This window comes from Rossellomorea vietnamensis (assembly GCF_008180415.1).
Classification (GTDB): domain Bacteria; phylum Bacillota; class Bacilli; order Bacillales; family Bacillaceae_B; genus Rossellomorea; species Rossellomorea vietnamensis_C.
In genome coordinates this window covers 732,451-758,720 of record NZ_VTEI01000002.1, presented here as the reverse complement: position 1 = coordinate 758,720, position 26,270 = coordinate 732,451, and the positions used below count along the sequence as shown (strand labels likewise).

General features: G+C 43.4%; 28 protein-coding genes. 25 read left to right on the top strand and 3 right to left on the bottom strand.

Annotation, left to right across the window (positions count from 1 at the left end):
- From FZC78_RS06345 to FZC78_RS06335, 3 genes are all read right to left on the bottom strand, one after another.
- Positions 1-626 (bottom strand): IS30 family transposase (locus tag FZC78_RS06345; protein ID WP_148938771.1); only part of this gene is annotated, 626 nt, incomplete at its 3' end.
- A 61-nt stretch (positions 627-687) separates the two neighbouring features.
- Positions 688-897: a helix-turn-helix domain-containing protein gene (locus tag FZC78_RS06340; RefSeq protein WP_148938770.1), complete on the bottom strand. Its 210-nt coding sequence runs from the start codon at positions 895-897 to the stop codon at positions 688-690.
- A gap of 113 nt (positions 898-1,010) precedes the next feature.
- Positions 1,011-1,382 (bottom strand): SA1362 family protein, encoded by a 372-nt coding sequence (locus FZC78_RS06335; RefSeq protein ID WP_148938769.1) that lies wholly within the window; start codon positions 1,380-1,382, stop codon positions 1,011-1,013.
- Positions 1,383-1,791: 409 nt separating this feature from the next.
- Between FZC78_RS06335 and FZC78_RS06330 the strand changes: the two genes are divergently transcribed.
- The 25 genes from FZC78_RS06330 to recN all read left to right on the top strand — a co-directional run bounded on the left by FZC78_RS06330 (position 1,792) and on the right by recN (position 26,250).
- The gene (locus FZC78_RS06330) at positions 1,792-2,325 is read left to right on the top strand and encodes a YqhR family membrane protein (RefSeq protein ID WP_148938768.1); all 534 of its coding nucleotides are present in this window, start codon (positions 1,792-1,794) and stop codon (positions 2,323-2,325) included.
- Between the two features lie 84 nt (positions 2,326-2,409).
- Positions 2,410-2,841 carry a type II 3-dehydroquinate dehydratase gene (aroQ, locus tag FZC78_RS06325; RefSeq protein WP_148938767.1) on the top strand — a complete coding sequence of 144 codons (432 nt, stop codon included), beginning with the start codon at positions 2,410-2,412 and terminating at the stop codon, positions 2,839-2,841.
- A 14-nt stretch (positions 2,842-2,855) separates the two neighbouring features.
- The gene (locus FZC78_RS06320) at positions 2,856-3,917 is read left to right on the top strand and encodes a M24 family metallopeptidase (protein WP_148938766.1); all 1,062 of its coding nucleotides are present in this window, start codon (positions 2,856-2,858) and stop codon (positions 3,915-3,917) included.
- A gap of 91 nt (positions 3,918-4,008) precedes the next feature.
- Positions 4,009-4,566, top strand: coding sequence for an elongation factor P (efp, locus tag FZC78_RS06315; RefSeq protein WP_148938765.1), 558 nt, complete (start codon positions 4,009-4,011; stop codon positions 4,564-4,566).
- 1,625 nt (positions 4,567-6,191) lie between these two features.
- The gene (spoIIIAA, locus tag FZC78_RS06310) at positions 6,192-7,115 is read left to right on the top strand and encodes a stage III sporulation protein AA (protein WP_148938764.1); all 924 of its coding nucleotides are present in this window, start codon (positions 6,192-6,194) and stop codon (positions 7,113-7,115) included.
- On the top strand, positions 7,116-7,631 hold the full coding sequence (spoIIIAB, locus tag FZC78_RS06305) for a stage III sporulation protein SpoIIIAB (RefSeq protein ID WP_148938763.1): 516 nt from the start codon (positions 7,116-7,118) through the stop codon (positions 7,629-7,631).
- 18 nt (positions 7,632-7,649) lie between these two features.
- Positions 7,650-7,856 (top strand): stage III sporulation protein AC, encoded by a 207-nt coding sequence (gene spoIIIAC, locus FZC78_RS06300; protein ID WP_113930880.1) that lies wholly within the window; start codon positions 7,650-7,652, stop codon positions 7,854-7,856.
- A 15-nt stretch (positions 7,857-7,871) separates the two neighbouring features.
- Positions 7,872-8,264 carry a stage III sporulation protein AD gene (gene spoIIIAD / locus FZC78_RS06295; RefSeq protein ID WP_187442673.1) on the top strand — a complete coding sequence of 131 codons (393 nt, stop codon included), beginning with the start codon at positions 7,872-7,874 and terminating at the stop codon, positions 8,262-8,264.
- A gap of 31 nt (positions 8,265-8,295) precedes the next feature.
- Positions 8,296-9,489 (top strand): stage III sporulation protein AE, encoded by a 1,194-nt coding sequence (spoIIIAE, locus tag FZC78_RS06290; RefSeq protein ID WP_148938761.1) that lies wholly within the window; start codon positions 8,296-8,298, stop codon positions 9,487-9,489.
- 11 nt (positions 9,490-9,500) lie between these two features.
- Positions 9,501-10,112, top strand: coding sequence for a stage III sporulation protein AF (gene spoIIIAF, locus FZC78_RS06285; protein WP_148938760.1), 612 nt, complete (start codon positions 9,501-9,503; stop codon positions 10,110-10,112).
- Positions 10,102-10,755 (top strand): stage III sporulation protein AG, encoded by a 654-nt coding sequence (spoIIIAG, locus tag FZC78_RS06280; protein WP_148938759.1) that lies wholly within the window; start codon positions 10,102-10,104, stop codon positions 10,753-10,755. The genes spoIIIAF and spoIIIAG overlap by 11 nt, the downstream gene beginning before the upstream one ends.
- A 14-nt stretch (positions 10,756-10,769) precedes the next feature.
- Positions 10,770-11,333: a SpoIIIAH-like family protein gene (locus FZC78_RS06275; RefSeq protein ID WP_148938758.1), complete on the top strand. Its 564-nt coding sequence runs from the start codon at positions 10,770-10,772 to the stop codon at positions 11,331-11,333.
- A gap of 1,221 nt (positions 11,334-12,554) precedes the next feature.
- Positions 12,555-13,061 carry an acetyl-CoA carboxylase biotin carboxyl carrier protein gene (accB, locus tag FZC78_RS06270; protein WP_148938757.1) on the top strand — a complete coding sequence of 169 codons (507 nt, stop codon included), beginning with the start codon at positions 12,555-12,557 and terminating at the stop codon, positions 13,059-13,061.
- A gap of 14 nt (positions 13,062-13,075) precedes the next feature.
- Entirely contained in the window at positions 13,076-14,428 is a 1,353-nt protein-coding gene (gene accC / locus FZC78_RS06265; protein ID WP_148938756.1) for an acetyl-CoA carboxylase biotin carboxylase subunit, read from the top strand.
- Between the two features lie 60 nt (positions 14,429-14,488).
- Positions 14,489-14,911, top strand: coding sequence for an Asp23/Gls24 family envelope stress response protein (locus FZC78_RS06260; RefSeq protein ID WP_148938755.1), 423 nt, complete (start codon positions 14,489-14,491; stop codon positions 14,909-14,911).
- Positions 14,912-15,191: 280 nt separating this feature from the next.
- Positions 15,192-15,605, top strand: a complete 414-nt coding sequence (nusB, locus tag FZC78_RS06255; RefSeq protein ID WP_148938754.1) for a transcription antitermination factor NusB — start codon at positions 15,192-15,194, stop codon at positions 15,603-15,605.
- Entirely contained in the window at positions 15,605-16,456 is an 852-nt protein-coding gene (gene folD, locus FZC78_RS06250; RefSeq protein ID WP_148938753.1) for a bifunctional methylenetetrahydrofolate dehydrogenase/methenyltetrahydrofolate cyclohydrolase FolD, read from the top strand. The genes nusB and folD overlap by 1 nt, the downstream gene beginning before the upstream one ends.
- A 337-nt stretch (positions 16,457-16,793) precedes the next feature.
- Entirely contained in the window at positions 16,794-18,143 is a 1,350-nt protein-coding gene (xseA, locus tag FZC78_RS06245; RefSeq protein ID WP_148938833.1) for an exodeoxyribonuclease VII large subunit, read from the top strand.
- Positions 18,143-18,379 (top strand): exodeoxyribonuclease VII small subunit, encoded by a 237-nt coding sequence (gene xseB / locus FZC78_RS06240; RefSeq protein ID WP_148938834.1) that lies wholly within the window; start codon positions 18,143-18,145, stop codon positions 18,377-18,379. The genes xseA and xseB overlap by 1 nt, the downstream gene beginning before the upstream one ends.
- The gene (locus FZC78_RS06235; protein WP_148938752.1) at positions 18,376-19,263 is read left to right on the top strand and encodes a polyprenyl synthetase family protein; all 888 of its coding nucleotides are present in this window, start codon (positions 18,376-18,378) and stop codon (positions 19,261-19,263) included. The genes xseB and FZC78_RS06235 overlap by 4 nt, the downstream gene beginning before the upstream one ends.
- A gap of 713 nt (positions 19,264-19,976) precedes the next feature.
- Positions 19,977-20,597, top strand: coding sequence for a hypothetical protein (locus tag FZC78_RS06230; RefSeq protein WP_148938751.1), 621 nt, complete (start codon positions 19,977-19,979; stop codon positions 20,595-20,597).
- 21 nt (positions 20,598-20,618) lie between these two features.
- Positions 20,619-22,511, top strand: a complete 1,893-nt coding sequence (gene dxs, locus FZC78_RS06225) for a 1-deoxy-D-xylulose-5-phosphate synthase (protein WP_148938750.1) — start codon at positions 20,619-20,621, stop codon at positions 22,509-22,511.
- Positions 22,512-22,513: 2 nt separating this feature from the next.
- A complete protein-coding gene (locus tag FZC78_RS06220; protein WP_148938749.1) occupies positions 22,514-23,341 on the top strand; it encodes a TlyA family RNA methyltransferase in 828 nt (275 codons plus the stop codon).
- A 739-nt stretch (positions 23,342-24,080) separates the two neighbouring features.
- Positions 24,081-24,530 carry a transcriptional regulator AhrC/ArgR gene (gene ahrC / locus FZC78_RS06210; RefSeq protein ID WP_113930949.1) on the top strand — a complete coding sequence of 150 codons (450 nt, stop codon included), beginning with the start codon at positions 24,081-24,083 and terminating at the stop codon, positions 24,528-24,530.
- Between the two features lie 16 nt (positions 24,531-24,546).
- Entirely contained in the window at positions 24,547-26,250 is a 1,704-nt protein-coding gene (gene recN / locus FZC78_RS06205; protein ID WP_148938748.1) for a DNA repair protein RecN, read from the top strand.
- The last annotated feature ends 20 nt before the right edge of the window (positions 26,251-26,270 follow it).

The following is a 26,270-nucleotide window of genomic DNA, read 5'->3' as shown; positions in this document are numbered from 1 at the left end:
AACACATGGATGATGGACTGTGCAGTTTCACTCGCCGTTTTCGCCGCCAGCTTATAGATAATCTCAAACCGGCTGGTACGCTCGGTCAACGTGAGAATCTGACTTTTGTGTGACTTGCCGATGACTGTATCGACTTCCCAATGCCCGACTTGACTTCGGGGCGCACTACGAGCATGAATCTTTTTAAGACGGGGCATCTTGCCTCGCGTTTCCGTCATGTTGTTTTTCAACTTCCGCCCTTTTCGAATCAGAAGCTTTTGGGACAGCTTAAACAGCCCGAGGGCAGCGTACCGGTAAATGCTTGATACACTGATAGGAAAAGRTTTCTTATGCATTTTCCTATACCTGCCTACAATGCTTTCCGGCGACCAGCCCAGCTTGAGTTTGGAYAAGATATAGTCGACATCTTTTTGATCGACCGTGCGTCTAGAGCSACAGTTTTCCCGCTTGGCATCGTAGTCGAGCTGAGCCTGCAGGGCATTATAAGGCTTACAGCGTTTTAGCTCGTAGTTAATGGTGCTCTTGCTTCTTTTCAACTGTGAGGCAATGTAAGACAGCGATTTCTTTTCCAGGCAATAACTTTCAATTAATACACGTTCCTGTGGTACGATATGGGTATAGCTCATTTGGGAACACTCCTTAGTTGATTGGCGTTAACTATTGTGTACCCACTTGAGCTATTTTAATTTACGAGCCGTTCGACTTAATATGATNCCGCTTGGCATCGTAGTCGAGCTGAGCCTGCAGGGCATTATAAGGCTTACAGCGTTTTAGCTCGTAGTTAATGGTGCTCTTGCTTCTTTTCAACTGTGAGGCAATGTAAGACAGCGATTTCTTTTCCAGGCAATAACTTTCAATTAATACACGTTCCTGTGGTACGATATGGGTATAGCTCATTTGGGAACACTCCTTAGTTGATTGGCGTTAACTATTGTGTACCCACTTGAGCTATTTTAATTTACGAGCCGTTCGACTTAATATGATAATCTATATAAATAAAAAAATCGAGCTTAGAGAGAGGCTCGATTTTTTCTATTTTTTTTACCTTCAATTACTGTAAGGTTAGCCTGCGATTTTTTTCGGTGGGACTTTTTGCGGAATGGGTTTGGAGCACTTGCTTTGACAGGTGCAGCTGTTTTCTTATGATTATACCGTTTCTTAGATTGTCTTGCTGCCTTCAGGAAAGCTTTTTGATCCTTATTTTTTCCACTGCTTCCCCCGCCCATCATCACTTTCCGGAAAACAAAATAAATGATTCCGGCAATCGCTGCAAAAATGAGTATTCTTTGAAGAAGTGCAAGTGGATCTGCTATGAGCATGGAAACCAACCCGATTGATGCAAATAGAATAATAGCCCCTGCAATTAGCGTACGAGCACTCAAGAAGGTCACCTCCTTTGGAATTGGATATAAGCGCAGTAGTCCTTTATCTATATTTTAGACTATTTCTGTCCTTTTTAACCGTAATTCTGATTTGTTTTCCAGAAATTCTTTTCTCTGAACGATGGTTACATTAATGTAAAGAACTTCAGTGAAAAGATAAAGGAGGAGTTTACTGTTAAAAATAATATTTTATAGAAAAAAGTCTATTCTATAGTAGAAAAAATGAAGAAATGCAGGTTTGATACAGATGAAATATTTAGTTTCCACACATCAGATAGTGCTTGCTTATTTCTTCAAAGTCCAGCAGGCATAAAGAATTTTGAACTTGAAATTTACTCTATTTCCTTAATATCGGTATTAATGAAAGACTTTTAAGGAAATGGACATACTACCCAATGGAGGTGTTTATATGTCTGCAAGAGAACAAGAACCATCAAGTGACAAGAAGCTGGAACAGAATAAGCAGGAGAAACCATTATCATTTATAGGAATGGTGGTCACGACCGGATTCGCCGGAGGGATACTGTGGAGTCTGATTTCTTACATCTGCTACATGTTCTCCTTTACTGAAATCGAACCTAATATCATTTTGGAGCCATGGGCTGCTGGCGATTGGAAAGACAGCTGGCTTGGAATCGTCATTTCCATATTGGCATATGGCCTGATTTCAATTGGTGCAGCGCTGGTATACTATGCTGCTTTACGAAAACTTACATCCATGTGGGTGGGGGCGGGGTACGGCATAGCCCTGATGCTGGTTGTGTTTTTGGTATTGAACCCTCTGTTCCCGAGCATGAAAGGGTTGACAGATACCGATTATAACACGCTTATTACGGCAGCTTGCATTTATATCCTATATGGTGTATTCATCGGTTATTCTATTTCTTATGAAGAGAATGAACTCCGCCATCAACACGAAAAAGAAGATGTGGCAAGTCATTAGGAGTTCAGACATTGTAGTAGGTTTGTCAATTAGTTTGTGTTAGAATGTTCATGTTGAACATTCTATTTTTATGGGTGAATACATATGGATAAAATTCTTCTGCTAAATGGTCCCAATCTGAACCGTTTAGGGAAAAGGGAACCAGAAATTTATGGAACCACCACGCTTGGGGAGCTTGTAGGCAATATGAAGAAAGCTGCCTTGGCGGCCGGATATGAACTGACAGCGGAACAATCGAATCATGAAGGGGTACTCATTGATTTCATCCATATGGCTGAAGATTCAGGGTTTACCGGTATCATATTCAATCCCGGGGCCTTCACTCATTACAGTTATGCAATAAGAGATGCCATAGCCGGAATAGATGTCCCTGTGATCGAAGTTCATATTTCAAATGTTCATAAACGGGAAACCTTCAGGCACAAATCTGTTCTTGCAGAAGTGACGGCCGGCCAGATTGTCGGTATGGGTCTGCTTGGATATGAACTGGCCCTGCAGGCTCTTATAAAAACATAAGGGAGATGAAGAGGTTGAGTAAAATTAATAAATTAAGAGAGAAATTTTCTGAAAACAATATTGATGGTATACTGATTACAAGTACATACAACCGCCGTTATATGACTGGATTTACTGGTTCATCAGGTGTGGCGCTTATTACGGCCGACAGCGCGGTATTCATCACGGACTTCCGCTATACAGAACAGGCCGCTGAACAGGCGCAGGGTTTTGAAATCGTCCAGCACAAAGGACCGATTCCTAACGAAGTGGCAGCACAGGCAGAGAAACTTGGCATAAAGAAACTCGGATTTGAAAAGAATTATCTTACCTATTCTGCTTTTGAAAGCTACCGCAGCAAGGTTGGAGCTGAGCTTGTGCCTGTAAGCGGCTTGATTGAAGATATCCGTTTGGTCAAAACGGAAGCAGAAATGGCAATCATCAAGGACGCTGCTGATATCGCAGATGCTGCATTCAAACATATCCTTGATTTCATTGCTCCAGGGAAAACGGAACTTGAAGTATCCAATGAGCTCGAATTCTTCATGAGAAAAGCAGGAGCGGCTTCATCTTCTTTTGATATCATCGTGGCTTCAGGTCTGCGTTCTGCGCTTCCTCATGGTGTTGCCAGCGATAAAGTCATTGAAAAAGGAGACTTCATCACATTGGATTACGGCGCATACTACAAAGGTTACTGTTCAGACATGACAAGAACGATTTCTGTTGGAGAGCCTTCAGATAAGCTGAAAGAAATCTATGATGTCGTTCTTCAATCACAGCTGAAAGCCATGGATGGAATCAAACCTGGCATGACCGGTGCGGAGGCAGATGCCATCGCAAGGGATTATATTAAAGAAAAAGGCTACGGTGAAAATTTCGGCCACTCACTTGGTCACGGGATCGGCCTTGAAGTTCATGAAGGACCAGGACTTTCCCACCTCTCTGAAACAGTATTGAAGCCTGGCATGATTGTAACTGTTGAGCCGGGAATCTATGTTCAAGGTGTGGGCGGTGTGCGTATCGAGGATGATACGGTCATCACCGAAAATGGCAATGAAACATTAACACATTCAACGAAAGATTTGATCATTCTTTAATTAAAATCTTTGCCGCAAGAAAACAATATGGCATAATGAACATGCAGTAAATAGTCATTCTTCGGCTATTCAAATATTAGGAGGAACACTCATGATTTCAGTAAATGATTTTCGTACAGGTCTTACAATCGAAGTAGATAACGGAATTTGGCGCGTAATGGACTTCCAGCACGTTAAGCCGGGTAAAGGAGCGGCATTTGTACGATCTAAATTAAGAAACCTTCGCAATGGTGCGATCCAGGAAAAAACATTCCGTGCAGGAGAAAAAGTAGCGAAGGCACAAATTGACAACCGCAGAATGCAATATCTTTATGCAAATGGAGATATGCACGTGTTTATGGATACAGATTCTTATGAGCAAATCGAATTGACTGCTTCGGCAATTGAATATGAATTGAAATTCTTGAAAGAAAACATGGAAGTTCAAATCATGATGTATCAGGGTGAGACACTAGGTGTCGAGCTGCCGAACACAGTTTCATTGACTGTGACGGAGACAGAGCCGGGCATCAAAGGAGATACGGCTACAGGAGGATCCAAGCCGGCAACCGTAGAAACAGGCTTGACTGTAAACGTACCTTTCTTCGTCAATGAAGGAGACACTCTTATCATCAATACAACGGACGGTTCATACGTTTCCCGCGGGTAATACCGATTGACCAAAAAGCTGGAGGGCTTAGCCATCCAGCTTTTTTTGTAGATAAGAAAGTATGCCGTTCCTGGATTGTTAATTAAGCAAGTTTTAGGGAGCCGCCTTCAGCACCAGAAGGTCCGTCCTTACTGCGAGGAATCAGCCCCTCATATCCTCATAACTTAAAGGAAAACACAGGCCTCACAACCGAAGTAACAGCTCTTATACCTGTCTTAATGAAGGCTTGCCACACCAAATGCAGCCTCTCCTCAAGCAAATCTCAACGAAAATCAATTTCTCCAGCCCGAAACCGCCCGAACGTCCTACACATCTCAGTGAAAATCCCTCTCGCCTGACCGAAGGAGCCCCAACTTTATACACATCTCAGTGAAAATGCATCTCTCCATACCGAGACAGCCCGAACGTCCTACACATATCAGGGGAAATGCCTCTCTCCTGACCGAAGCAGTCCTAACATCATACACATCTCAGCGAAAATGCCTCTCTCCCAACCGAAAGAGCCCCCGCCTCCTACATATCTCAACGAAAACGCCTCTCTCCAGACCGAAGTGGTTCCAACTTCGTACACATCTCAGTGAAAATGCCTCCCTCCCAACCGAAGGAGCCCCAACTTCCTACACATCTCGACGAAAATGCCTCTCTCCCAACCGAAAGAGCCCCCGCCTCATACATATCTCAACGAAAACGACTCTCTCCAGACCGAAGTGGTTCCAACTTCGTACATATCTTAGTGAAATTTCAATGGTCCACGCCGAAGCCGTCCGAGCTTCCTACAGATCTCAATGTGAATCCACTGTTCCTGACCGAAGTAACCCAGACTTCATACACATCTCAGCGAAAATGCCTCTCTCCCAACCGAAAGAGCCCCCGCCTCCTACATATCTCAACGAAAACGCCTCTCTCCAGACCGAAGTGGTTCCAACTTCGTACACATCTCAGTGAAATTTCAATGGTCCACGCCGAAGCGGCCCGAACGTCCTACACATCTCAGTAAAAATCCCTCCCTCCCAACCGAAGGAGCCCCAACTTCATACACATCTCAGCGAAAATGCCTCTTTCCCAACCGAAAGAGCCCTCGCATCATACATATCTCAACGAAAACGACTCTCTCCAGACCGAAGCAGTCACAACCTCATACACATCTCAGTGAAAATGCCTCTCTCCATACCGAGACAGCCCGAACGTCCTACACATCTCAGTAAAAATCCCTCTCTCCAGACCGAAGCAGCCCAACTTCCTACAGATCTCAATGTGAATCCATCGTTCCTGACCGAAGTAACCCAGACTTCATACACATCTCAGTGGTAACATCTCTCTCCAGACCGAAGTATCTCCCTCTTCATATATGTCTAAGTGGGAATCCGCGCTCTCCAGCTGTGGAGGCATATTTTCTCTTTGCCCTTAAAGGGGGAATTGCGCTTTTTTATGTAATATTCTACTGCTATAAAGCATGAAAAAGGGGCTGTCCCTATCCGCGCTCTAAAGCGCCGAAGCCCAGTTTCTTTTGGTTTCTAAACAATTATTAAGGCATAATCTCCTGATCTCCGAATACATTTTAATAACAAAAGGCATGTACTACAAATTTCAGAATTGTACTTACAGCAAAATAAGGAGGAGGGAATATGGAAGAGGTCCTATCAATTGTTCCATCCATTATCGCAGAAAAAATCATTGGCATGCCATCCCATATTCAGCCGCTGATCGAAGAAATAAGAATAAGGATTGACCGTCCACTGGAAGTGACAGCCAGGGGCATACCTTATTTTCTTCCCTATGTCGTAACCAGGAAAGATGGAGAGCAGTTAATTAACAAGCTGGCGAACCATTCGTTTTATACATTGGAAGAAGAGTTGAAAAGGGGTTATATCACGATAGAGGGCGGCCACCGGGTGGGACTTGCCGGAAAAGTGATCCTTGATGGGGGAAAAGTGAAAGCGATCAGGCATCTTGCCTCTTTTAATATACGGATAGCCAGGGAAGCCATCGGGATTGCTGCTCCATTGATTCCCTGTCTGTATGACGGGGGATGGAAGCATACCATGATTATCGGGGCTCCTCAGAGCGGGAAAACGACCATGCTGAGGGATATCGCAAGAATTGTCTCCACAGGCTTCTCAGAGAAAAATATTGGACCCTGTAAAGTTGGAATCGTGGATGAACGTTCTGAGATTGCTGGTTGTGTACACGGGGTGCCGCAGCTTCAATTTGGGCCGCGAGTGGATGTGCTCGATGCCTGTCCTAAAGCAGAAGGGATGATGATGCTGATCCGATCGATGAGCCCTGATGTCATAGTGGTGGATGAAATCGGACGCCAGGAAGATGGCCAAGCCATCCTGGAAGCAGTTAATGCTGGTATATCCCTGATAATGACAACTCATGGCCATTCATTAGAGGAGATTTCCAAGCGTCCGAACCTTAAGGAAATTGTGGAGATGAATGTGATAGACAGATACATTGAATTGGCCAGAGGAGACCATCCAGGCCAGATAAAGGATATCAAAAATCAAGCGGGATATTCGCTTTTGAGCAAAGTGAGCGTGACATAAATGATCAAGATCATCGGTGCTGTGTTTATTATCCTCTCGACGTCCTGGGCGGGATTTGAAGCTTCAAGATATCTGAGTGAGAGGCCAAGGCAATTAAGGATACTGAAGTCAGCTCTGCAATCGCTGGAAGCGGAAATCATGTATGGACATACTCCTCTTCATGAAGCTGCACGCAAACTCTCGAAGCAGCTTCAGCGTCCGGTTTCCTGGTTTTTTGAAGTGTTTGCGGAAAAGATTACCACCCAGGAAACCACTGTCCATGAAGCTTGGGAGGCCAGTCTTAAGGAAGTATGGAAGTTGACTGCATTCAAGTCCAGGGAGTATGAGATCCTCAGTCAGTTTGGTGAGAGCCTGGGGAAACATGACCGGTTAACACAGCAAAAGCATATTGTATTGACACTGACCCATTTGGAAAGAGAAGAAACAGAAGCACTGGATAAGCAAAAAAGATATGAAAAAATGACGAAAAGTTTAGGGTTTCTTTCAGGCCTGCTTCTCATCATTTTATTGCTGTAGGGATCAGGAGGAGAAAAGATGGGAATTGACGTAGATATGATTTTCAAAATTGCCGGAGTTGGAATTGTGGTGGCTTTTCTTCATACCATTCTGGATCAGGTCGGAAAGAAGGAATACGCCCAGTGGGTCACGCTGTTCGGTTTTATTTACATTTTATTCATGGTGGCATCGGTTGTAGATGACTTGTTCCAAAAAATAAAATCAGTATTTCTATTTCAAGGGTGAGAGGGGGAACGGGCCATTGAAATCATACAAGTAGTGGGAATAGCACTTGTATCCACTTTCCTCGCCTTGATCATTAAAGAACAGAAGCCTAATTTTGCGTTTCTGCTCGTCGTTTTCGTAGGCTGTGCCATCTTCCTCTTCCTGGTCGATCAAATTTACGAAATCATCCGTATGATTGAGAAGCTGGCAGCAAACGCGAACGTTAATATGATATACGTTGAAACCATCTTGAAAATCATTGGAATTGCTTATATAGCGGAGTTTGCTTCACATATAACAAAAGATGCTGGGCAGGGAGCGCTCGCGGCAAAGGTGGAATTGGCAGGGAAAATACTTATTTTAGCAATGGCGGTGCCGATCCTGACTGTCATCATTGAAACCATCATCAATATGATTCCTGCCAGTTAAGGGTGAAGGAACTGCCTTCAGAGGTGAAAAAATGCGTCGGTTATTAAAAATTATATGTTGTACTCTACTTTTTTTAATTCTTGGAACAGTCACTGCTGCAGCTGAAGGAGAAGACGCAGAACAGAATACTCCAATGGGAGAAAAGTTATTGGAAGAGCAATTGGAAAGACTGGAAATGGATGAATTGAAAGTGTACTGGGAAGATGTGATGACCCAATATGGCGGTTTTTTGCCAGAAAGCCAGAAAGGCAGTCTGGTCGACTTTATCAAAGGGGACAAGCAGTTCTCTTTCAAAGCGTGGTTTTCCGGAATCCTCCATTTTGCGTTCCAGGAGTTGATCATGAATGGGAAGCTTCTCGGGACCTTGATATTGCTGACCATTTTCAGTATGTTCCTGCAATCACTGCAAAATGCATTTGAAGGGGGCAATGTCAGTAAAGTCGCCTATGCGATCGTTTTTATGGTCTTGATCATCATTGCCCTCAACAGCTTTCATGTCGCGATTGATTACACCAAAGAAGCGATCGGAACGATGACTAATTTCATTATAGCGCTTATTCCATTGCTGCTGGCGCTCATTGCTTCTTCGGGTGGTCTGATATCAGCAGCGTTTTTCCATCCCCTGATCATTTTCCTGATGAACACAAGCGGCCTTCTTATACAAAATATCGTGCTTCCGCTGTTGTTTTTATCAGCATTACTCAGCATCGTCAGTACATTGTCGCCGCAATATAAGGTAACTCAGCTGGCAAACCTTTTGAGAAACTGGAGCATTGGGCTTCTCGGGATTTTCATGACTGTTTTCCTTGGTGTCATTTCTGTTCAAGGAGCCACGGCAGCAGTAACAGATGGAATCACTGTCAGGACAGCCAAGTTTGTAACCGGTAATTTCGTACCAGTAATCGGAAGAATGTTTACAGATGCAGCCGACACTGCCATCAGTGCCTCTGTCCTGTTGAAGAACACCGTTGGAATCGCCGGGGTGGCCATCCTCTTAATGATTGCCGCCTTCCCTGCAATAAAAATCCTGATGATTGCCTTGATCTATAAGCTTGCAGCGGCTTTACTGCAGCCTTTAGGAGGAGGGCCGGTCATCACGTGCCTGGACACGATCAGCAAGAGCGTCATTTATGTATTTGCGGCACTGGCAATTGTTTCGTTTATGTTTTTCCTCAGCATCACCATCATGATTGCTGCAGGAAATATCACTCTGATGGTCAGGTAAGGAGGGAGAAGATGTCTTTTTTAACAGAGTGGATCACCAATATCATTGTATTTATCTTATTGGCTAGTGTGGTCGATATGCTCCTCCCTAGTTCCAATATGCAGAAATACACGAAGGTTGTCACCGGACTTCTTCTGATTACCATAATCCTGACTCCGCTGATGAAATTATTCAGTGCTGATTTTGAAGAAACCATTGGTGCCATCAATTTGGAAGGATCAATCAAGACGGCTGCAGTAGAAAATTCAGTAGAAATGAAGAAAAGAGAAATACAAGCCTCACAACGTGCATATATTTTAGAACAGATGGCTGTCCAAATGAAAAATGATGTAGAAGAGGAGATGATGAACCAATATGATTTAACGGTTACGCATATCCAGCTGGAAGCGGAGGATCTCGAAAACCTGCCGGAAAGCATCTTGTCTGTATCCATTCACTTGGATACCTCCAAAGAAGAAGCAGTCACAGCAATTAAAACAGTAGAAATTGATACTTCCAAAAGTGTTTCAAAAGACGAAAGCAGTGACGGAATCCAAAGCATGCTTTCAAAAAAATGGAATATACCAGAAGACAAACTAGTGATCACGATTGAAGGAGGTGCAGAAACCAAAAATGAAATTTGATCGAGATCCGCTCCAATTCTTGAAAAATTTATTCTCAAAAGAATCAGAAGAGAAGGCAGAGCCCGGAAAGAAGCCGGGAAAGTACCAATACTTCTTAATTGTCCTTCTGTTTGGGGTCGCGATCATGCTCATCAGTGATATGTGGGGAGGCGGCGATCAGGAGAAATCAATGGTGATGGAGACTAGTACTCAACCTGAAGAGGATGTGCCGGCCTTTGGAAAAAAGGACTCTAAGGATTCCGTCATGGAACAATACGAAGACCGGTACGAAAACCAGCTGAGGGAAGCTCTTGAAGAAATTGCCGGAGTGAGTGATCCTACCATTGTCATCAATGTCGAGTCCACAGAGCGGAAGGTATATGAAAAGGATTCTTCATCCCAGACGCAGTTGACGAAAGAAACAGACCGGGAAGGCGGCAACCGATCCATCGAAGATAAAACTTCGGATGACAAGCTGGTCATCATTAAGAATGGCGACTCGGAAGTTCCTGTCATTCTGGAAACCAAGAAACCTAAAATCAGCGGCGTTCTTGTAGTAGCCAAGGGTGCTGATAATATACAAGTGAAAAAATGGATCATTGAATCTGTGACTAGGGTGCTTGATGTTCCCAGCCACCGTGTAGCAGTAATGCCTAAAAATTAAGGGGGAAATTAAATATGTTATTGAAAAAGCAAACGGTATGGTTATTGACAATGTTGAGCCTTGTGATTGTTCTATCAGTTTATTACATTACTTCTCCGACACAGCAGGCAGCCGATATGGCCTCAAGTGAAGAAGGAACTCCGGCTCAAAGTGAAGAAACTTCTGCAGGCAATGAAGAAACGGCTGCTGAAGGTGAAGTAGATATCGTTACAGAAGCTGCCGGTGATGAAGTTTTTGAAACTCTGCGTATGGAGTTCCTTGATCAGCGCTCCAAGAGCAGAGAAGCATTGGAAACAAAAGTAGCGTCGGCTGATCTGTCAATCGATGAAAAGAATGAAGCAATTGAGCAAATGGATCAACTTAAAGAACTTGCCGAAACTGAAACTGTCTTGGAAACGTTGATTAAATCTATGGGCTTTGAAGATGCATTGGTAAGAGCAGACGGGGAACAAGTCCGCATCACTGTTAAAGCGAAAGAACACTCTGCTGCGGATGCCAATAAAATCATCCGATTGGTGAATGATGAACTTGGCGGACCGATGCAGAAAGTGGCTGTGCAATTCCAGCCAGCAAACTAATAAGACCAGAGCCGGCGCCTTCAGAGGCGGCGGCTTCTTTTTAAACAGAGTAACTAGCGGTAAAAATTAACGGAAGATTTTACCGTTAATCAAAAATTTCCTTTTCAACTTACGTTAAATAGAGGAAGGTCCTTCTCTTCTAAAAGTAAAAGTACCTATTTTTCAAGGTTTATGAATCAAATAAGAGAAGTTTTTTCCTCTATTTGAGCTACTTTCAGGTTATTCTGAAATAAGGGAAACTTGTTCCTCTAATCGAGAAACGGGGAGTGCTTAAACAAGTCGCCCGCTGGTTCTGCATGAGTCCGCCCCCCTTCCTCTCCCGTCAATCCCTCGATAGAGATAGAATCATAAATCCAATAGAGTTAAATATTGTACCTCAGTAAACAAATCTTGTAATATCAATGTCCAGCCATCTTTATGCATAATTAAGCTCTCCCATAACTTCCATTCTCCTGCTCTAAAGGTAGATGGCCTGGCTCCATAAATTTTTTCAGTAGGCTGTTTTCGCATAGATTGTTGCTTTCGGATATCCCCGGATACTAAGAGTTTTATCTCTTAACGAGGGAGAGCAGCTCTTTTCTTTTCGGTGTTACCAGTTTTTACCCCTGTTAATATGATTATTTTTTCGGATTTAGTATCAAATAGCAACAAAGTTTACGAAAAGAGCCTTTCAGTAAGACACTTTTGGTAAAATTTTGCTATCTCATATAAATTTCGAAAACTAGCACCACTGTTTAGGGAAAAAAGGAACTTGGGATTATTCCAAGAAAGCAATCATTTATAAAAAACCTTCTATAACGACTTCTTAACCAGAAAAGCTAGAAAACCTATTTGCACTCAAGATCTCCTCAGAAGTAGCTTAGGAATCTTGCTCCCCTTCAAAAAGGCACAGCCATCAAGAGGCTGCACAAGATCCAGCCTTGAATTGCAGGGAGATATTTACAAGAATGCCTCCCTGTGACTTTGAAAATATGAAAAAGAAGCTTACAATAGAAATAGGACTAAGTATGGGATGGTATAGCATGCTCTTTTTAAAGATGTTGTTTTCAATGCGACTTGAACTTCTTTTATGAGATGTGTTAAATCCAAGAGGGCATTTTATTAAGAAAACAAGGATTCAATAAGATTAGTTGTATTATCATATTGAATTCTTACAAGGTCTTATCGTATGATATTAGTAGCTAGTCCTAATTTTGATTAATTACTCTAAGGGGTGTCATTATGTTAAAGATCCAAGAATTACGCGAGTTGATTAAACTTGTTGATCAATCAAGCATTGATGAGTTTTCATACGAACTAGATGGCAGCAAAATTAAAATGAAAAAGAATAAGGCTGTTACCTATGTGGAAGAAAAGGCAGCAACTCAAAATAACGAAGTACATAAAGCGGAAGAAGCAGTTTCAACTCCGGCAGCACCTGCACAAGCACCTAAAGCACCAGAAGCTCCGGTTAAAGAAGAAGCCCCTGCTCCTGCAGCAGATGAGAACCTTCATAAAATTGTCTCTCCGATGGTAGGAACTTTCTATCAATCTCCTTCACCTGATGCAGGTGCTTATGTCAAAGCAGGAAGCAAAGTCACGGACGATTCAGTTGTGTGCATTGTGGAAGCGATGAAGCTTTTCAATGAAATTGAAGCGGAAGTAAAAGGTGAGATTGTTGAAATATTAGTGAAAGACGGACAATTGGTTGAATACGGTCAGCCGTTATTTTTGGTTAAGCCTGAATAAGGAGCGAACATTCTATGATAAAAAAGCTGTTAATAGCAAATAGAGGAGAAATAGCTGTACGTGTCATTCGAGCCTGCCGCGAAATGGGGATAGAAAGCGTGGCTGTTTATTCCGAAGCTGACAAAGAGGCGCTTCATGTACAGTTAGCTGATGAAGCTTATTGTATCGGGCCCACTGCAAGCAAAGACAGTTATTTGAATTTCACCAACATCATCAGTGTAGCCAAGCTGACTGACTGTGATGCCATCCATCCTGGATATGGATTCCTTGCAGAAAATGCGGACTTTGCAGAGTTATGCCGGGAATGCAACATTACCTTTGTTGGTCCATCACCGGAGGCAATCTCCAAAATGGGTACGAAGGATGTAGCAAGAGAGACGATGAGAGAAGCAGGAGTCCCGATTGTACCGGGTTCACAGGGAATCGTAAAAGATGCAGAGGAAGCGGTTTCATTGGCAGAACAAATCGGATATCCTGTTATTATTAAAGCAACAGCTGGCGGCGGGGGGAAAGGAATCCGCGTAGCCAAAACAGAGCAAGAGCTGGTTAAAGGCATTAATATTACCCAGCAGGAAGCTGCGACTGCTTTCGGCAATCCAGGTGTGTATATTGAAAAGTTCATTGAAGATTTCAGACATGTTGAAATTCAGGTCCTTGGCGACAACTTTGGAAATGTGATTCACCTTGGTGAAAGAGATTGCACCATCCAAAGGCGCTTGCAGAAACTGATTGAGGAAACTCCTTCACCTGCCCTGGACGAAAAAATCAGGAGCGAGATGGGAGAGGCTGCGGTGAAAGCCGCTCAGGCAGTTGACTATTCAGGTGCGGGTACAGTCGAATTCATTTTTGACCATGGAAACAAAAAGTTTTACTTCATGGAAATGAATACACGTATTCAAGTGGAGCATCCTGTTACGGAACAAGTAACAGGGGTCGATCTTATCAAGCAGCAGATCAAAGTGGCTTCAGGGGAACAATTGGAGTTAAAACAAGAAGCCATCGAATTCAATGGATGGTCAATTGAATGCCGGATCAATGCTGAAAATCCTGAGAAAAACTTCATGCCGTCTGCCGGAAGAATTGAATTATACCTTCCTCCCGGCGGATTGGGTGTAAGGGTCGATTCTGCAGCCTACCCCGGCTACATGATCCCTCCTTATTATGATTCCATGATAGCGAAGCTGATCACATATGGTGCGACAAGGGAAGAAGCTATCGCCAGGATGAAAAGGGCATTAAGTGAGTTCGTCATTGAAGGTGTTCATACCACTATTCCGTTCCATTTGAAAGTATTGGAGCATGAGACGTTTGTAAGCGGTGATTTCAATACGAAATTTTTGGAGATACATGAGGTAATGAAGTCCTAGTCAAAGCTGTGATATAATAAAATATAAGTATTCAGGCGAAATCAGTGGAGGTGTACATTCATGGCTGAAAATCAAAACCAAAACCAAAGCCTATTGCAAATGTCACATGGTAAAGATGGTTTAGGGAAGATTGAAATAGCACCGGAAGTAATCGAAGTCATTGCCGGCATTGCTGCTTCAGAGGTAGAAGGAGTTGCGTCAATGCGCGGTAACTTTGCCAGCGGTGTCGTAGAAAGGCTTGGAAAGAAAAACCATGGCAAGGGAGTTAAAGTCGAGCTTGCCGAGGAAGGCATCCAAGTGGATGTTTATTGCATCATGCAATTCGGTGTATCCATCCCGAATACCGCTCAAAAGATTCAAGACAACATCAGACAGGCACTTCTTAATATGACAGCTTTAGAAGCTGACGAAGTGAATATTCACGTTGTTGGAGTCCAGTTTGAGAATCAGAAGACAGAGCAGGAACTGGCAGAAGAAGAATAAGCTGGTGAAAATCAATGATTGAATGGTAAAAACCAAAGGCTGCAGCCTTTGGTTTTTGTTTGTGAACTGGAAGATGAGAAGTTTAATAAATCCTCAATTGTGATAATTTTAAACAAGAAACCATATAGAAGCAAAAAGTTACCAGGCATCTCTAGTTAAATGTCAAGGAGCTCATTTTCAGAATAGCGGATTTATTGGTGTTTGCGTGCTTTCATACACTGGGTTATGCTATTATCATTGATATGACGAAATTTGATGAGAATAAAAGGAGTACAAAGGAATGAAAAGACGTACAGCGCGTGAAAAAGCTTTACAAGCATTGTTTCAAATGGATATGTCCGGAATGACGGCTGAAGAGGCATTACTGAATATATATGAAGATGCCCCTTCTGATGAATATCTGGACAGCCTTGTGAACGGGGCGACAGATAATAAGGGAAAAATTGATGGATTGATCAGGGAAAACCTTGAAAAGTGGTCTTTTGACAGACTGGCGAAAGTGGATAGAAACATCCTCCGTGTAGCCGTTTTTGAATTATTGGAAGTGAATGATGTACCAAATAAAGTCGTCATTAATGAAGCGATCGAGATTGCCAAGTCATACGGAGATGACCAATCAGGAAAGTTCATTAATGGTGTGCTCTCAAAAGTCAATTCAATGATTGAAGAGCAAGGTGAACAAGGGGGATTATAATGCCCGCAAAACTGATCGATGGAAAGAAAATTGCACAGCACTACAGGGAATCCATTGCCAAGGAAGTTCAACAGCTTAGGGAAGATGATATAGTTCCGGGGCTTGCTGTCATCCTTGTAGGGGAGGACTCCGCTTCTCAGACTTACGTTCGAATGAAGCGGAAAACCTGTCAGGAAATGGGGATTCATTCAGTATTAATAGACTACGGTGATGATGTCAGTGAGAATGAGCTGCTTGAAAAAGTCCACCAGCTCAACGAGGATAAGACCATTCATGGAATCCTGGTTCAACTGCCTCTTCCAGAAGGGATCCAGACTGAGAAGGTGATAGAGCAAATCTCTCCTGACAAAGATGTTGATGGCTTTCATCCTGTTAATATAGGAAGAATGATGATAGGTGAAGATTCCTTTCTTCCTTGTACTCCATATGGAATTATGAAAATGCTTCAATATGAGGGAATATCACTCTCAGGAAAGCATGCAGTTGTAGTGGGGCGGAGCAACATTGTCGGAAAGCCAGCTGGTCAGCTGCTTCTCAGGGAGAATGCAACCGTAACGTATTGCCATTCAAAAACGGAGAATCTTTCCTTCTATACAAAAAGTGCTGATATTCTGATATCAGCTGCAGGCCGTCCAAATTTCATCAGTGGAAAAGATATCAAATCAGGTGCGGTTGTGATTGATGTAGGAATGAACCGTGATGAGAACGGCAGGCTGTGTGGAGATATTGATTTTGACACCGCCAAAGAAACAGCAGGGTATATCACCCCGGTTCCGGGCGGCGTCGGACCTATGACTATTACCATGCTTATGTTCAATACAGTCAGATCTGCACGGCGGGCAATCGGTTAAAATTAACCTGAGAGTACGTTTTGGGTACACTCAGCCCGATTTTTTGTTAAAATAGTACTATCCAGAAGGCTGCATTCCAGACAACGGAAAGCAGCTTTTTGTTAAGTTAGCTTACATAATAAGAAATGGTTTAAAAGATAAGTCCAGAAAGATTAACTGGTTTTTAAAAGGCTCTTCGTAAACTTTGTTGTTATTTAATACTATTTCCGAAAAAATAAAAGAGCTGCTCCCTCGATAAAAGAGAAAACTCTTAGTATCCGGGGATATCCAAAAGCAGCAATTTATGCGAAATACTGCCTTCTGAAAAGAGGACAAATAGGCTGAGGGGAGACGGATGATGGATAATTCCCAATACCTGACGATTCAGGCATTAACAAAATATATCAAAAGGAAATTTGATAAAGACCCTCACCTTTCAGGAATTTATGTGAAGGGTGAAATTTCGAATTTCAAACGCCACTCAAGCGGCCACATGTATTTCACTTTAAAGGATGAACGGGCCAGGATACTGGCTGTCATGTTTTCTTCCGCAAATGCTTCAATGAAATTCAACCCTGAAAATGGGATGAACGTTCTGCTGAGGGGCGATATTTCTGTCTATGAAGCAGGAGGACAGTATCAAATATATGTAAAAGAGATGCAGCCGGATGGAATCGGTGACTTATTCCTGGCCTACCAGCAGTTAAAGGAAAAACTTGAGAAGCAGGGATTATTCTCGGAAGCAAGAAAGAAGCCTATCCCAAAATTCCCCCGCAAAATCGGTGTGATTACCTCGCCGACAGGTGCAGCTGTCAGGGACATCATCACGACCATCGAGCGCAGATATCCTATTGGAGAAATCGTTGTTTATCCCGCTTTAGTTCAGGGGGAAAGGGCTGCACAATCAATCGCTGAATCCATCAAAAAAGCGAATAAAAATGAAGAAATTGATGTTCTGATTGTCGGGAGAGGCGGCGGTTCGATTGAAGAACTGTGGGCTTTCAATGAAGAACGGGTCGCACTCGCTATTTCTAACTCTGAAGTGCCGGTGATTTCTGCTGTCGGGCATGAGACCGATTTTACGATTGCCGACTTTGCAGCAGATATGAGGGCCCCGACCCCGACGGCCGCTGCTGAATTGGCCGTTCCTCATATCGATGATCTCCTGGAACGGGTACTAAACCAAAAAATCATGCTCATCAGAGGGATGAAAACCAGGCTGAAGAGTGAAAGAGCAAGGTTGAAAAGCGTCACTTCTTCCATTATCTTCAGAAATCCACGCCGATTGTATGAACAGAAAATCGAGGCTGTTGACCATTTAACAGAAAAACTGAATAGAAACCAGCGTGTAAGGATGCAGGCGGGAAGGGAAAAACTCGGGCATTTGGATTCAAACCTAAAGAGAGTCCATCCCAGAAGGCTGTGGGAACAGAAAAATGAGCAGCACCTGCGTACCGCTAAGCAGCTTCAAGCCAATTTCTCCACGATATTAAGGCAGAAGCAAAACGATTTCAGCAGGACCATTTCCACACTAGAAGCCTTAAGCCCGCTGAAAATAATGGATAGAGGTTACAGTCTTGTATATTCCGAGGATTCAAAGCTTGTTAAATCGAAAGAAGCTGTAAAAGAAGGAGAAAAGGTAACGGTTCACCTTCAGGACGGGAAGCTGTATTGCCATATAGATTCAATAGAGGAGAGTGAAAATTGATGGCTGAAGAAAAGAAGATGTCATTTGAAGAAGCAATGGAAAGACTGGAAACCATTGTCCAGCGTTTGGAAGAAGGAGAGGTACCCCTCGAGGAAGCGTTGCGGCAATATCAAAAAGGCGTGGAGCTGTCAAAGTATTGTCACGATACACTTAAACACGCCGAAAAACAAATGACGAAGTTAATGACGGATGAAGGAGAAAAAGAATTCTCATTATCTGAGGAGGAGAATTCGTGAGTGCTGTATCATTAGAGAGTTTTACAAAAAAATATAAAGAACTGGTAGAAAACCGGCTGGATGAGCTGGTGACAGGACTCCAAGCCCCTGAACAAGTCAAAGAGGCTATGAGCTATTCCTTAAAAGCAGGCGGAAAAAGGATTCGGCCGGTTCTTTTATTTGCGACTCTCCATGCTTTTAAGAAAGACCCTGCGCTTGGGCTGGAAGCCGCTGCTGCCCTTGAAATGGTTCATACATATTCCTTGATACATGATGATTTGCCAAGCATGGATAATGATGATCTCAGGAGGGGAAAACCCACCAACCATAAAGTTTACGGCGAGGCGACAGCTATTCTGGCGGGTGACGGACTTCTCACTTACAGCTTTGAAGTACTGTGCGGAACCAAAGGTGCCTCACCTGAGAAAATCATACGCCTTATTTCCTTGTTAGCAAAATCAGCTGGTCCGGAAGGCATGGTGGGCGGACAGGCTGCCGACATGGAAGGTGAGAATAAAAGCCTTACAGTTGAAGAGCTACAATATATACATAAGAATAAAACAGGAAGACTCCTGGCCTTCAGCGTCATGGCAGCTGCCATTCTTGCAGACGCAACCGAAAGCCAGGTAAGGTCACTAGAGGACTACGCCTATCATATCGGTCTCGCCTTCCAGATCCAAGATGATATCCTTGATATCGAGGGCAGGGAGGATAAGATGGGGAAAAGAGTGGGAAGCGATGAGAGTAAATTCAAAAGCACATACCCTTCCCTTTTGACTCTTGACGGGGCTAAAGAAAAGCTGAAAAGCCATCTTATTAAAGGAAAGTCGGCCCTTGCATCGTCTGATCTTGATAACGGTCTTTTAGTAGATATTGCTGATATGATTGCATCGAGAGACCACTAGTCTGCCTATTTGAGAAAATGGCCAATTCGTGTTATAATGATGATAATTGAATAAGGATGGTGCAGTATTCTAGTCGATCTACCAGTTCCGAAGGTGGGCCTAAAAATCCACTAAAGGGCACATCGATGAAGTTCCTGGTTTCGGCTTGAGGCGCCCAGCCTTGGGTCGAAGCTGGGAGTAAGGCACAAGGGCGATCCACAATGGCATGTGGGCGTTGACCCTTGCGCCGCGGAGGTTCCGTTTCTAGGCCGGCACGATTGCATGAGCAATAGAACGGAGTATAGACCTGCGATGCGGTGACAACCGCTAGCAGCGTAGCCTGCCTTGAGTGAAGTGTGAGGGGATTATGGTTACAAGGTACACATCAGTTGGCCATTGATATGTGCTTTTTCGCCCATATGAAATCCACTTTGCAAAAGAGGCTAAGAACCTGGTTAAAGGTTGTTGAGGAAAACTCCTAGACTGTTCCCATTTGAGACATATATTGAGGATTATAGTGCGGACTAAGTGGTAATCCAGTCTAACTGCTGGTGACACAGTTAAGTCGGGTTTAAAGGGAAACCGCCGGTATGGCGACATCCGGTACCTGATTGGGAAAACCTACTGGACCTAAGCTGCAATTTTTACTCAATGTATGACCATCCTTTTACATATGATTTTGCGTAAATTCCCTAACATAGTTTATTAATATAGAAACGGTGTGTATCTGCCTTATGAAGGACGTATTGAAAAATTCAATAAAATGGAGTCTTAGCATTGCCGTTATCACGTTTGTGTTAGCGGCAATTTTTTCAATCATTTCCAGACTAATTCTGAACGAAGTTACCTGGGTGATCGGCCTCGTAGTTGTGCTTATCATTGTTTTCATAGGTATCTTTTTTGATATGCTTGGAATAGCAGCAACTGCTGCAGATGAAACCCCCTTTCATGCAATGGCTGCCAAAAAGGTCTACGGAGCCAAGCCATCCATCCGCATTGTCCGTAATGCGGACCGGTTTGCCAGTTTTTGTAACGATGTAATCGGGGATATTTCCGGTATTATAAGCGGGGCGGCCGCAGCGATCGTGCTGCTTGGCCTGACTATCGATCTGCAGATTAACAACGGTTCTCCTATGGAGTATGCGATAAATGTATTTTTGACAAGCTTCCTTGCGGCTTTGACCGTCGGGGGGAAAGCCATTGGAAAAACAATGGCCATTCAGTACTCTAAGGATATTATCTTTCAAGTAGGAAAAGTGTTACAATTTGTGGAGGATAAATTTCACATTACCATCATAAAAGATAAAAAAGATAAACAACGAAAAAAACGTGAAAAGTTAAAACAAAACATTTAGGTATGAAAGTTGGTGAACTGGATGGATCTGTTATCAATTAAAGACCCTTCCTTTCTTAAATCATTATCTCAGCAAGAACTTGAACTATTGAGCAAGGATATCAGGAAATTTTTAATAGAAACCTTATCAAAAACAGGCGGACATATCGGTCCCAACTTAGGTGTGGTGGAACTGACAGTTGCCCTTCATAAATGTTTTGACAGCCCCAAAGACAAAATCCTTTGGGATGTGGGCCATCAATCTTATGTCCACAAAATATTGACGGGCCGGGCCGGGCAGTTCGGTACCCTCCGCCAATATAAGGGCTTATGCGGCTTTCCGAAAATGGTGGAAAGTGAACATGATGTATGGGAAACAGGACATAGTTCAACCTCATTGTCTGCTGCTATGGGAATGGCGATTGCAAGAGATGTCAAGAAAGAGGACTCCTTCATAGTACCGGTAATCGGTGACGGAGCCTTGACTGGCGGTATGGCGCTTGAAGCATTGAATCACATAGGCCACGAACAGAAGGATATGATTGTCGTACTAAATGACAATGAAATGTCTATTGCGCCTAATGTAGGTGCCCTTCACAATGTGCTTGGAAGACTGAGGACCGCGGGCAAATACCACTGGGTCAAGGATGAACTTGAGTATATCCTTAAAAAAATCCCTGCCGTTGGAGGCAAGCTGGCGGTTACGGCGGAGAGGGTTAAAGACAGCCTGAAGTATTTGTTCGTGTCGGGAATGTTCTTTGAAGAAATGGGTTTCACCTACCTTGGGCCTATCGATGGCCATGATTATAATGATTTAATGGATAACATCCAGTATGCCAAAAAGACGGAAGGCCCTGTCATCTTGCATGTCATCACGAAAAAAGGGAAGGGCTTTCACCCTGCCGAAGCTGACAAAACAGGTACCTGGCATGGGACAGGCCCATACAAAATGGATTCTGGTGATTTAATCAAGCCGGTAAACGCACCTCCTTCCTGGAGCGGCTTGATCAGTGAAACAGTCAGAAGATTGGCAAGGGAAGACGAACGGATCGTAGCCATTACTCCGGCTATGCCGGTCGGCTCAAAACTGGAAGGATTCGCAAGCGAATTCCCTGACCGCATGTTTGATGTGGGGATTGCCGAACAGCATGCAGCTACAGTGTCTGCGGGACTTGCTACTCAAGGAATGAAACCGTTCCTGGCTATATACTCAACCTTTCTTCAGAGAGCCTATGACCAGGTTCTTCATGATATATGCCGTCAAAACCTGAACGTCTTCATCGGTATCGACCGGGCGGGACTGGTAGGGGCAGATGGTGAAACTCATCAAGGTGTATTCGATATAGCCTTCATGCGCCACTTGCCGAATATGGTGCTGATGATGCCTAAAGATGAAAATGAGGGCCAGCATCTCGTCAATACAGCCATTCAATATGATGATGGACCGATTGCTTTGAGGTTCCCGCGAGGCAATGGTCTCGGCGTGAAAATGGACAAGGAGCTGAAAACCATTCCTATCGGGGAGTGGGAAGTGTTGAGGGAAGGTGATGATACCGCTATATTAACATTTGGCACAACCATTCCGATGGCTTTAGAGGCTGCAGAGCAGCTTGAGAAACAAGGGGTTTCCGTGAAGGTTGTGAATGCGAGGTTCATCAAGCCTCTGGATGAGGAAATGCTCTCTGCCATTATGAAGAATGATATGCCGATTTTGACGATCGAAGAGGCGGTCCTGCAAGGCGGATTTGGAAGTGCAGTGCTGGAATTCGCTCATGATCAAGGATTTAAAGAAGCCAGCATTGAACGTATCGGGATACCTGACCAATTTATTGAACATGGCAGTGTAAATGAGCTGTTAAAAGAAATTGGCATGACAACAGAAAATGTAGTGGACCGTGTTCATTCTATGACACCAAAAAAACAAAAAAGGGCTTGAAAATGAAAGTAAAAAAACAACGATTAGACGTACTCCTCGTTGAACGGGGAATGGCCGAAACAAGAGAAAAAGCAAAAAGAGCCGTTATGGCGGGTTTGGTATACAGCAAGGAATCCAGGCTGGATAAACCTGGAGAAAAAGTGAATGAAGATATCCCCCTTACAATAAAGGGGAAGGTTCTTCCTTATGTCAGCAGAGGCGGGCTGAAGCTGGAGAAGGCATTGAAACACTTTGATTTAAATGTAGAGGGAAAAACGATGATCGATATCGGTTCTTCCACTGGCGGATTTACAGATTGTGCCCTTCAAAATGGCGCAAAAATGTCTTATGCCCTTGATGTCGGCTATAATCAGCTTGCCTGGAAATTGAGACAGGATGAAAGAGTCGTTGTCATGGAAAGAACCAACTTCCGATATGTAAAACCGGAAGATCTTTCAGCAGGCATGCCTGACTTTGCCACTATCGACGTTTCTTTCATTTCTTTGTCACTTATCTTGCCTGTTTTGAAAACCCTTCTTATCCCGGGCAGTGATGTCATTGCGTTAATCAAACCGCAATTTGAGGCAGGAAAAGAGCAGGTTGGAAAAAAGGGAATCGTCAAAGACCCTAAAGTCCACCATGCTGTTATAGAAAAAATTGTCCAATTGGCCGTCCGAGAGGGCTATGATGTGAGGGACCTTTCCTTTTCTCCGATTACTGGCGGAGAAGGTAACATCGAGTTTCTTATTCACTTATCATGGAATCAAAAAGAAATCGGACAGAATCAGCTTTCCTGCACCATCCAATCAGTCGTGGACGATGCAAAAGGTGAATTTAAGGCGAAGGAATAGAATTCCAATCCCCCAAGCAAGCCGCAGGGAGGTAATGAAAGGAACTGTACCTTCCTCCTTGGAACATCACTGTGCACTGTGCACAGTATATCGGTATATAAAAGGAGAAAGAATAAACTCAACGTTTATTCTTTTTCTTTTTCTGTCAAGAGATGGATATCTAATGGATTGCAAAATAGTCTTAAGCCATCATTCTTTTTTTCTTTGGCTCTTTTCGTAAACTTTGGTGCTGTTTTAAACTAAATCGTAAGAAAATGCCATTATCTTCTGGTAAGCCATATGAAATGAGCGGCTCACCTGTTTAGAGTGAAAAATCTTAGTATCCGAAATGAGACTCTGCAGCAAGCAAAATTAATGTTAAAACAGTCTATTCTATTTAAAAAGACATTTTTTAATTTATTGCTGATTTGGAATGTGCTTTTACCTTCATCCCCCTTTACGTGGGAGGATCTTCGCTGCAGGCCTGCGATCTCCTGCGGGGCTAGCGGTCGTCCAGTTCCAGCGCCTGAGGGTCCGTACCCACCGGAACGGAATTAGCCCCTCGGGGTCAAATAACCCAAAGCGAATAAAAGGAAAGACCGCCATTTTTTCTCTTGAGAACATTTGCCTGACAGGGCTGATCAAGGCGCTTCCACTTTTGGTTCAGTGTTTTTTATTGAGTTAATATTTCAAATAAGCTAACATGAATAGAGAAGTATAAATATACAGCAGTTAATGAGTTAGAGGTGTGGGTATTATGATGAACAAAGGTCAAAGATTGATTAAAATCAGGGAACTCATTTCCAACCATGATATTGAGACACAGGATGAGCTTGTCGACAGACTTAAGAATGCCAATTTTAATGTGACACAGGCTACTGTTTCCCGTGATATTAAAGAACTGCACCTGGTCAAGGTTCCTCTGATGGACGGCCGATATAAGTACAGTCTTCCGGCTGATCAGAGGTTCAATCCGCTGCAAAAATTGAAAAGGACTTTGACGGATGCGTTCGTAAAAATTGATTCTGCAGGACATATGCTTGTAATGAAAACGCTGCCAGGAAATGCGAATGCGATAGGTGCCCTTATCGATAATTTAGACTGGGAAGAGATACTAGGGACCATTTGCGGTGATGATACATGTTTGATCATCTGCAAGACAGAGAAAGATACGGAGAAAATATCGCAGCAATTTCTTGATATGCTTTAATTGAGGTGAATCAGTATTGTTACAGGAACTTTCGATAAAAAACTTCGCAATCATTGACGAATTGACAGTCTCCATCGAAGAGGGACTGACGGTGCTTACAGGAGAAACAGGTGCAGGAAAATCCATCATAATTGATGCCGTTCATCTGCTTGTAGGCGGCAGGGGATCATCCGAGTTTGTCAGACATGGTGAAAAAAAGGCTGAAATTGAAGGGTTATTTACTCTGGAAGATGAAAAACACCCCTGCTATAAAAAAGCGGAGGAATTCGGGATTGAAGTCGAAGAAGGTATGATTATCCTTAGAAGGGATATTTCAGCCCAAGGAAAAAGCGTCTGCAGAATAAACGGAAAATTGGTGACGATTGCGATTTTAAGGGAATTAGGCTCAACGCTCATCGATATCCACGGCCAGCATGAACACCAGGAACTGATGAATGAAACTCTTCATCTTACCTTGCTGGATCAGTTTGCTTCAGTTCAGTTGAAAACATCGCTTCAAAACTACCGGGAAGTTTATAAAGAGTTTGAAGCTGTTCAAGGCCGTTTGAAAAAATATAACGAGAATGAACAGGAAATGGCTCACAGGCTTGATTTAATTCAATTTCAGTTATCTGAAATAGAAAATGCCTCTCTGGTGCCCGGAGAGGATGAGTCACTCATCGATGAGAAGAATAAGCTGATGAACTTCGAGAAACTCTTTCAATCCCTTCAGAACTGTTATAACAGTATTCAGGGAGAAGGCCGCGGTTTGGATTGGGCAGGCCTGGCCATGAGTCACATTGAGGGTGCAGCTGAAATCGACTCTAAATACGCCGGGCTCATGGAAGCAGTCTCTAACAGCTTTTATCTGCTGGAGGAGGCTGCAGGGACCGTTCGCTCCGAATTGGATGAGTTGGAATTTGAGCCGGACCGGCTGAACGTCATTGAAGGCCGCTTAAATGAAATTAATACACTGAAAAGAAAATATGGCTCGTCCATAGAAGAAATCCTGGAATACAGTTCTGCAATTGAGGAAGAAATCGAAACAGTGACAAATAAAGACACTCTTATTCATGACTTGGAAAAGAAGCTGCAGTCATTAGAGAAGGATTTGTACTTAGAAGCAGAGCAGCTTTCTTCTATTCGCAAGAAAGCGGCAAAAAGGCTGACAGCAAAGATTCATGAACAATTGAAGGAACTGTATATGGATAAAACCACCTTTGAAGTGCGATTTGTACAAGAGCCTTCCAAGTCCGGCCAATTCAAATATAGAAAAGATGGAGCGGATCAAATAGAGTTTTATATCTCCCCTAACCCCGGGGAACCATTGAAGCCCCTTTCAAAAGTGGCTTCAGGAGGAGAGCTTTCGCGAGTCATGCTTGCTTTGAAAACCATCTTTTCAAAGCATCAGGGCATCACATCGATCATATTTGACGAGGTGGATACTGGTGTGAGCGGGCGTGTGGCACAGGCAATCGCCGAGAAGATTTATCAGGTATCGGTAAATTCACAGGTAATGTGCATTTCCCACCTCCCGCAAGTAGCTGCGATGGCTGATTCCCATCTGTATATTGCCAAGAAATCAACAAGAGGCCGGACAAGCACTTCCGTTACCTCCCTGAAAGTGGAAGAAAAGATAAGGGAAATTGGAAGGATGATTTCCGGTGTTGAGATTACGGATTTGACAAGGGAGCATGCCAAAGAATTGCTCAGCCTTGCAGAATCCATTAAAAGTAAATAATCATGAGAAGCTTCAGAACC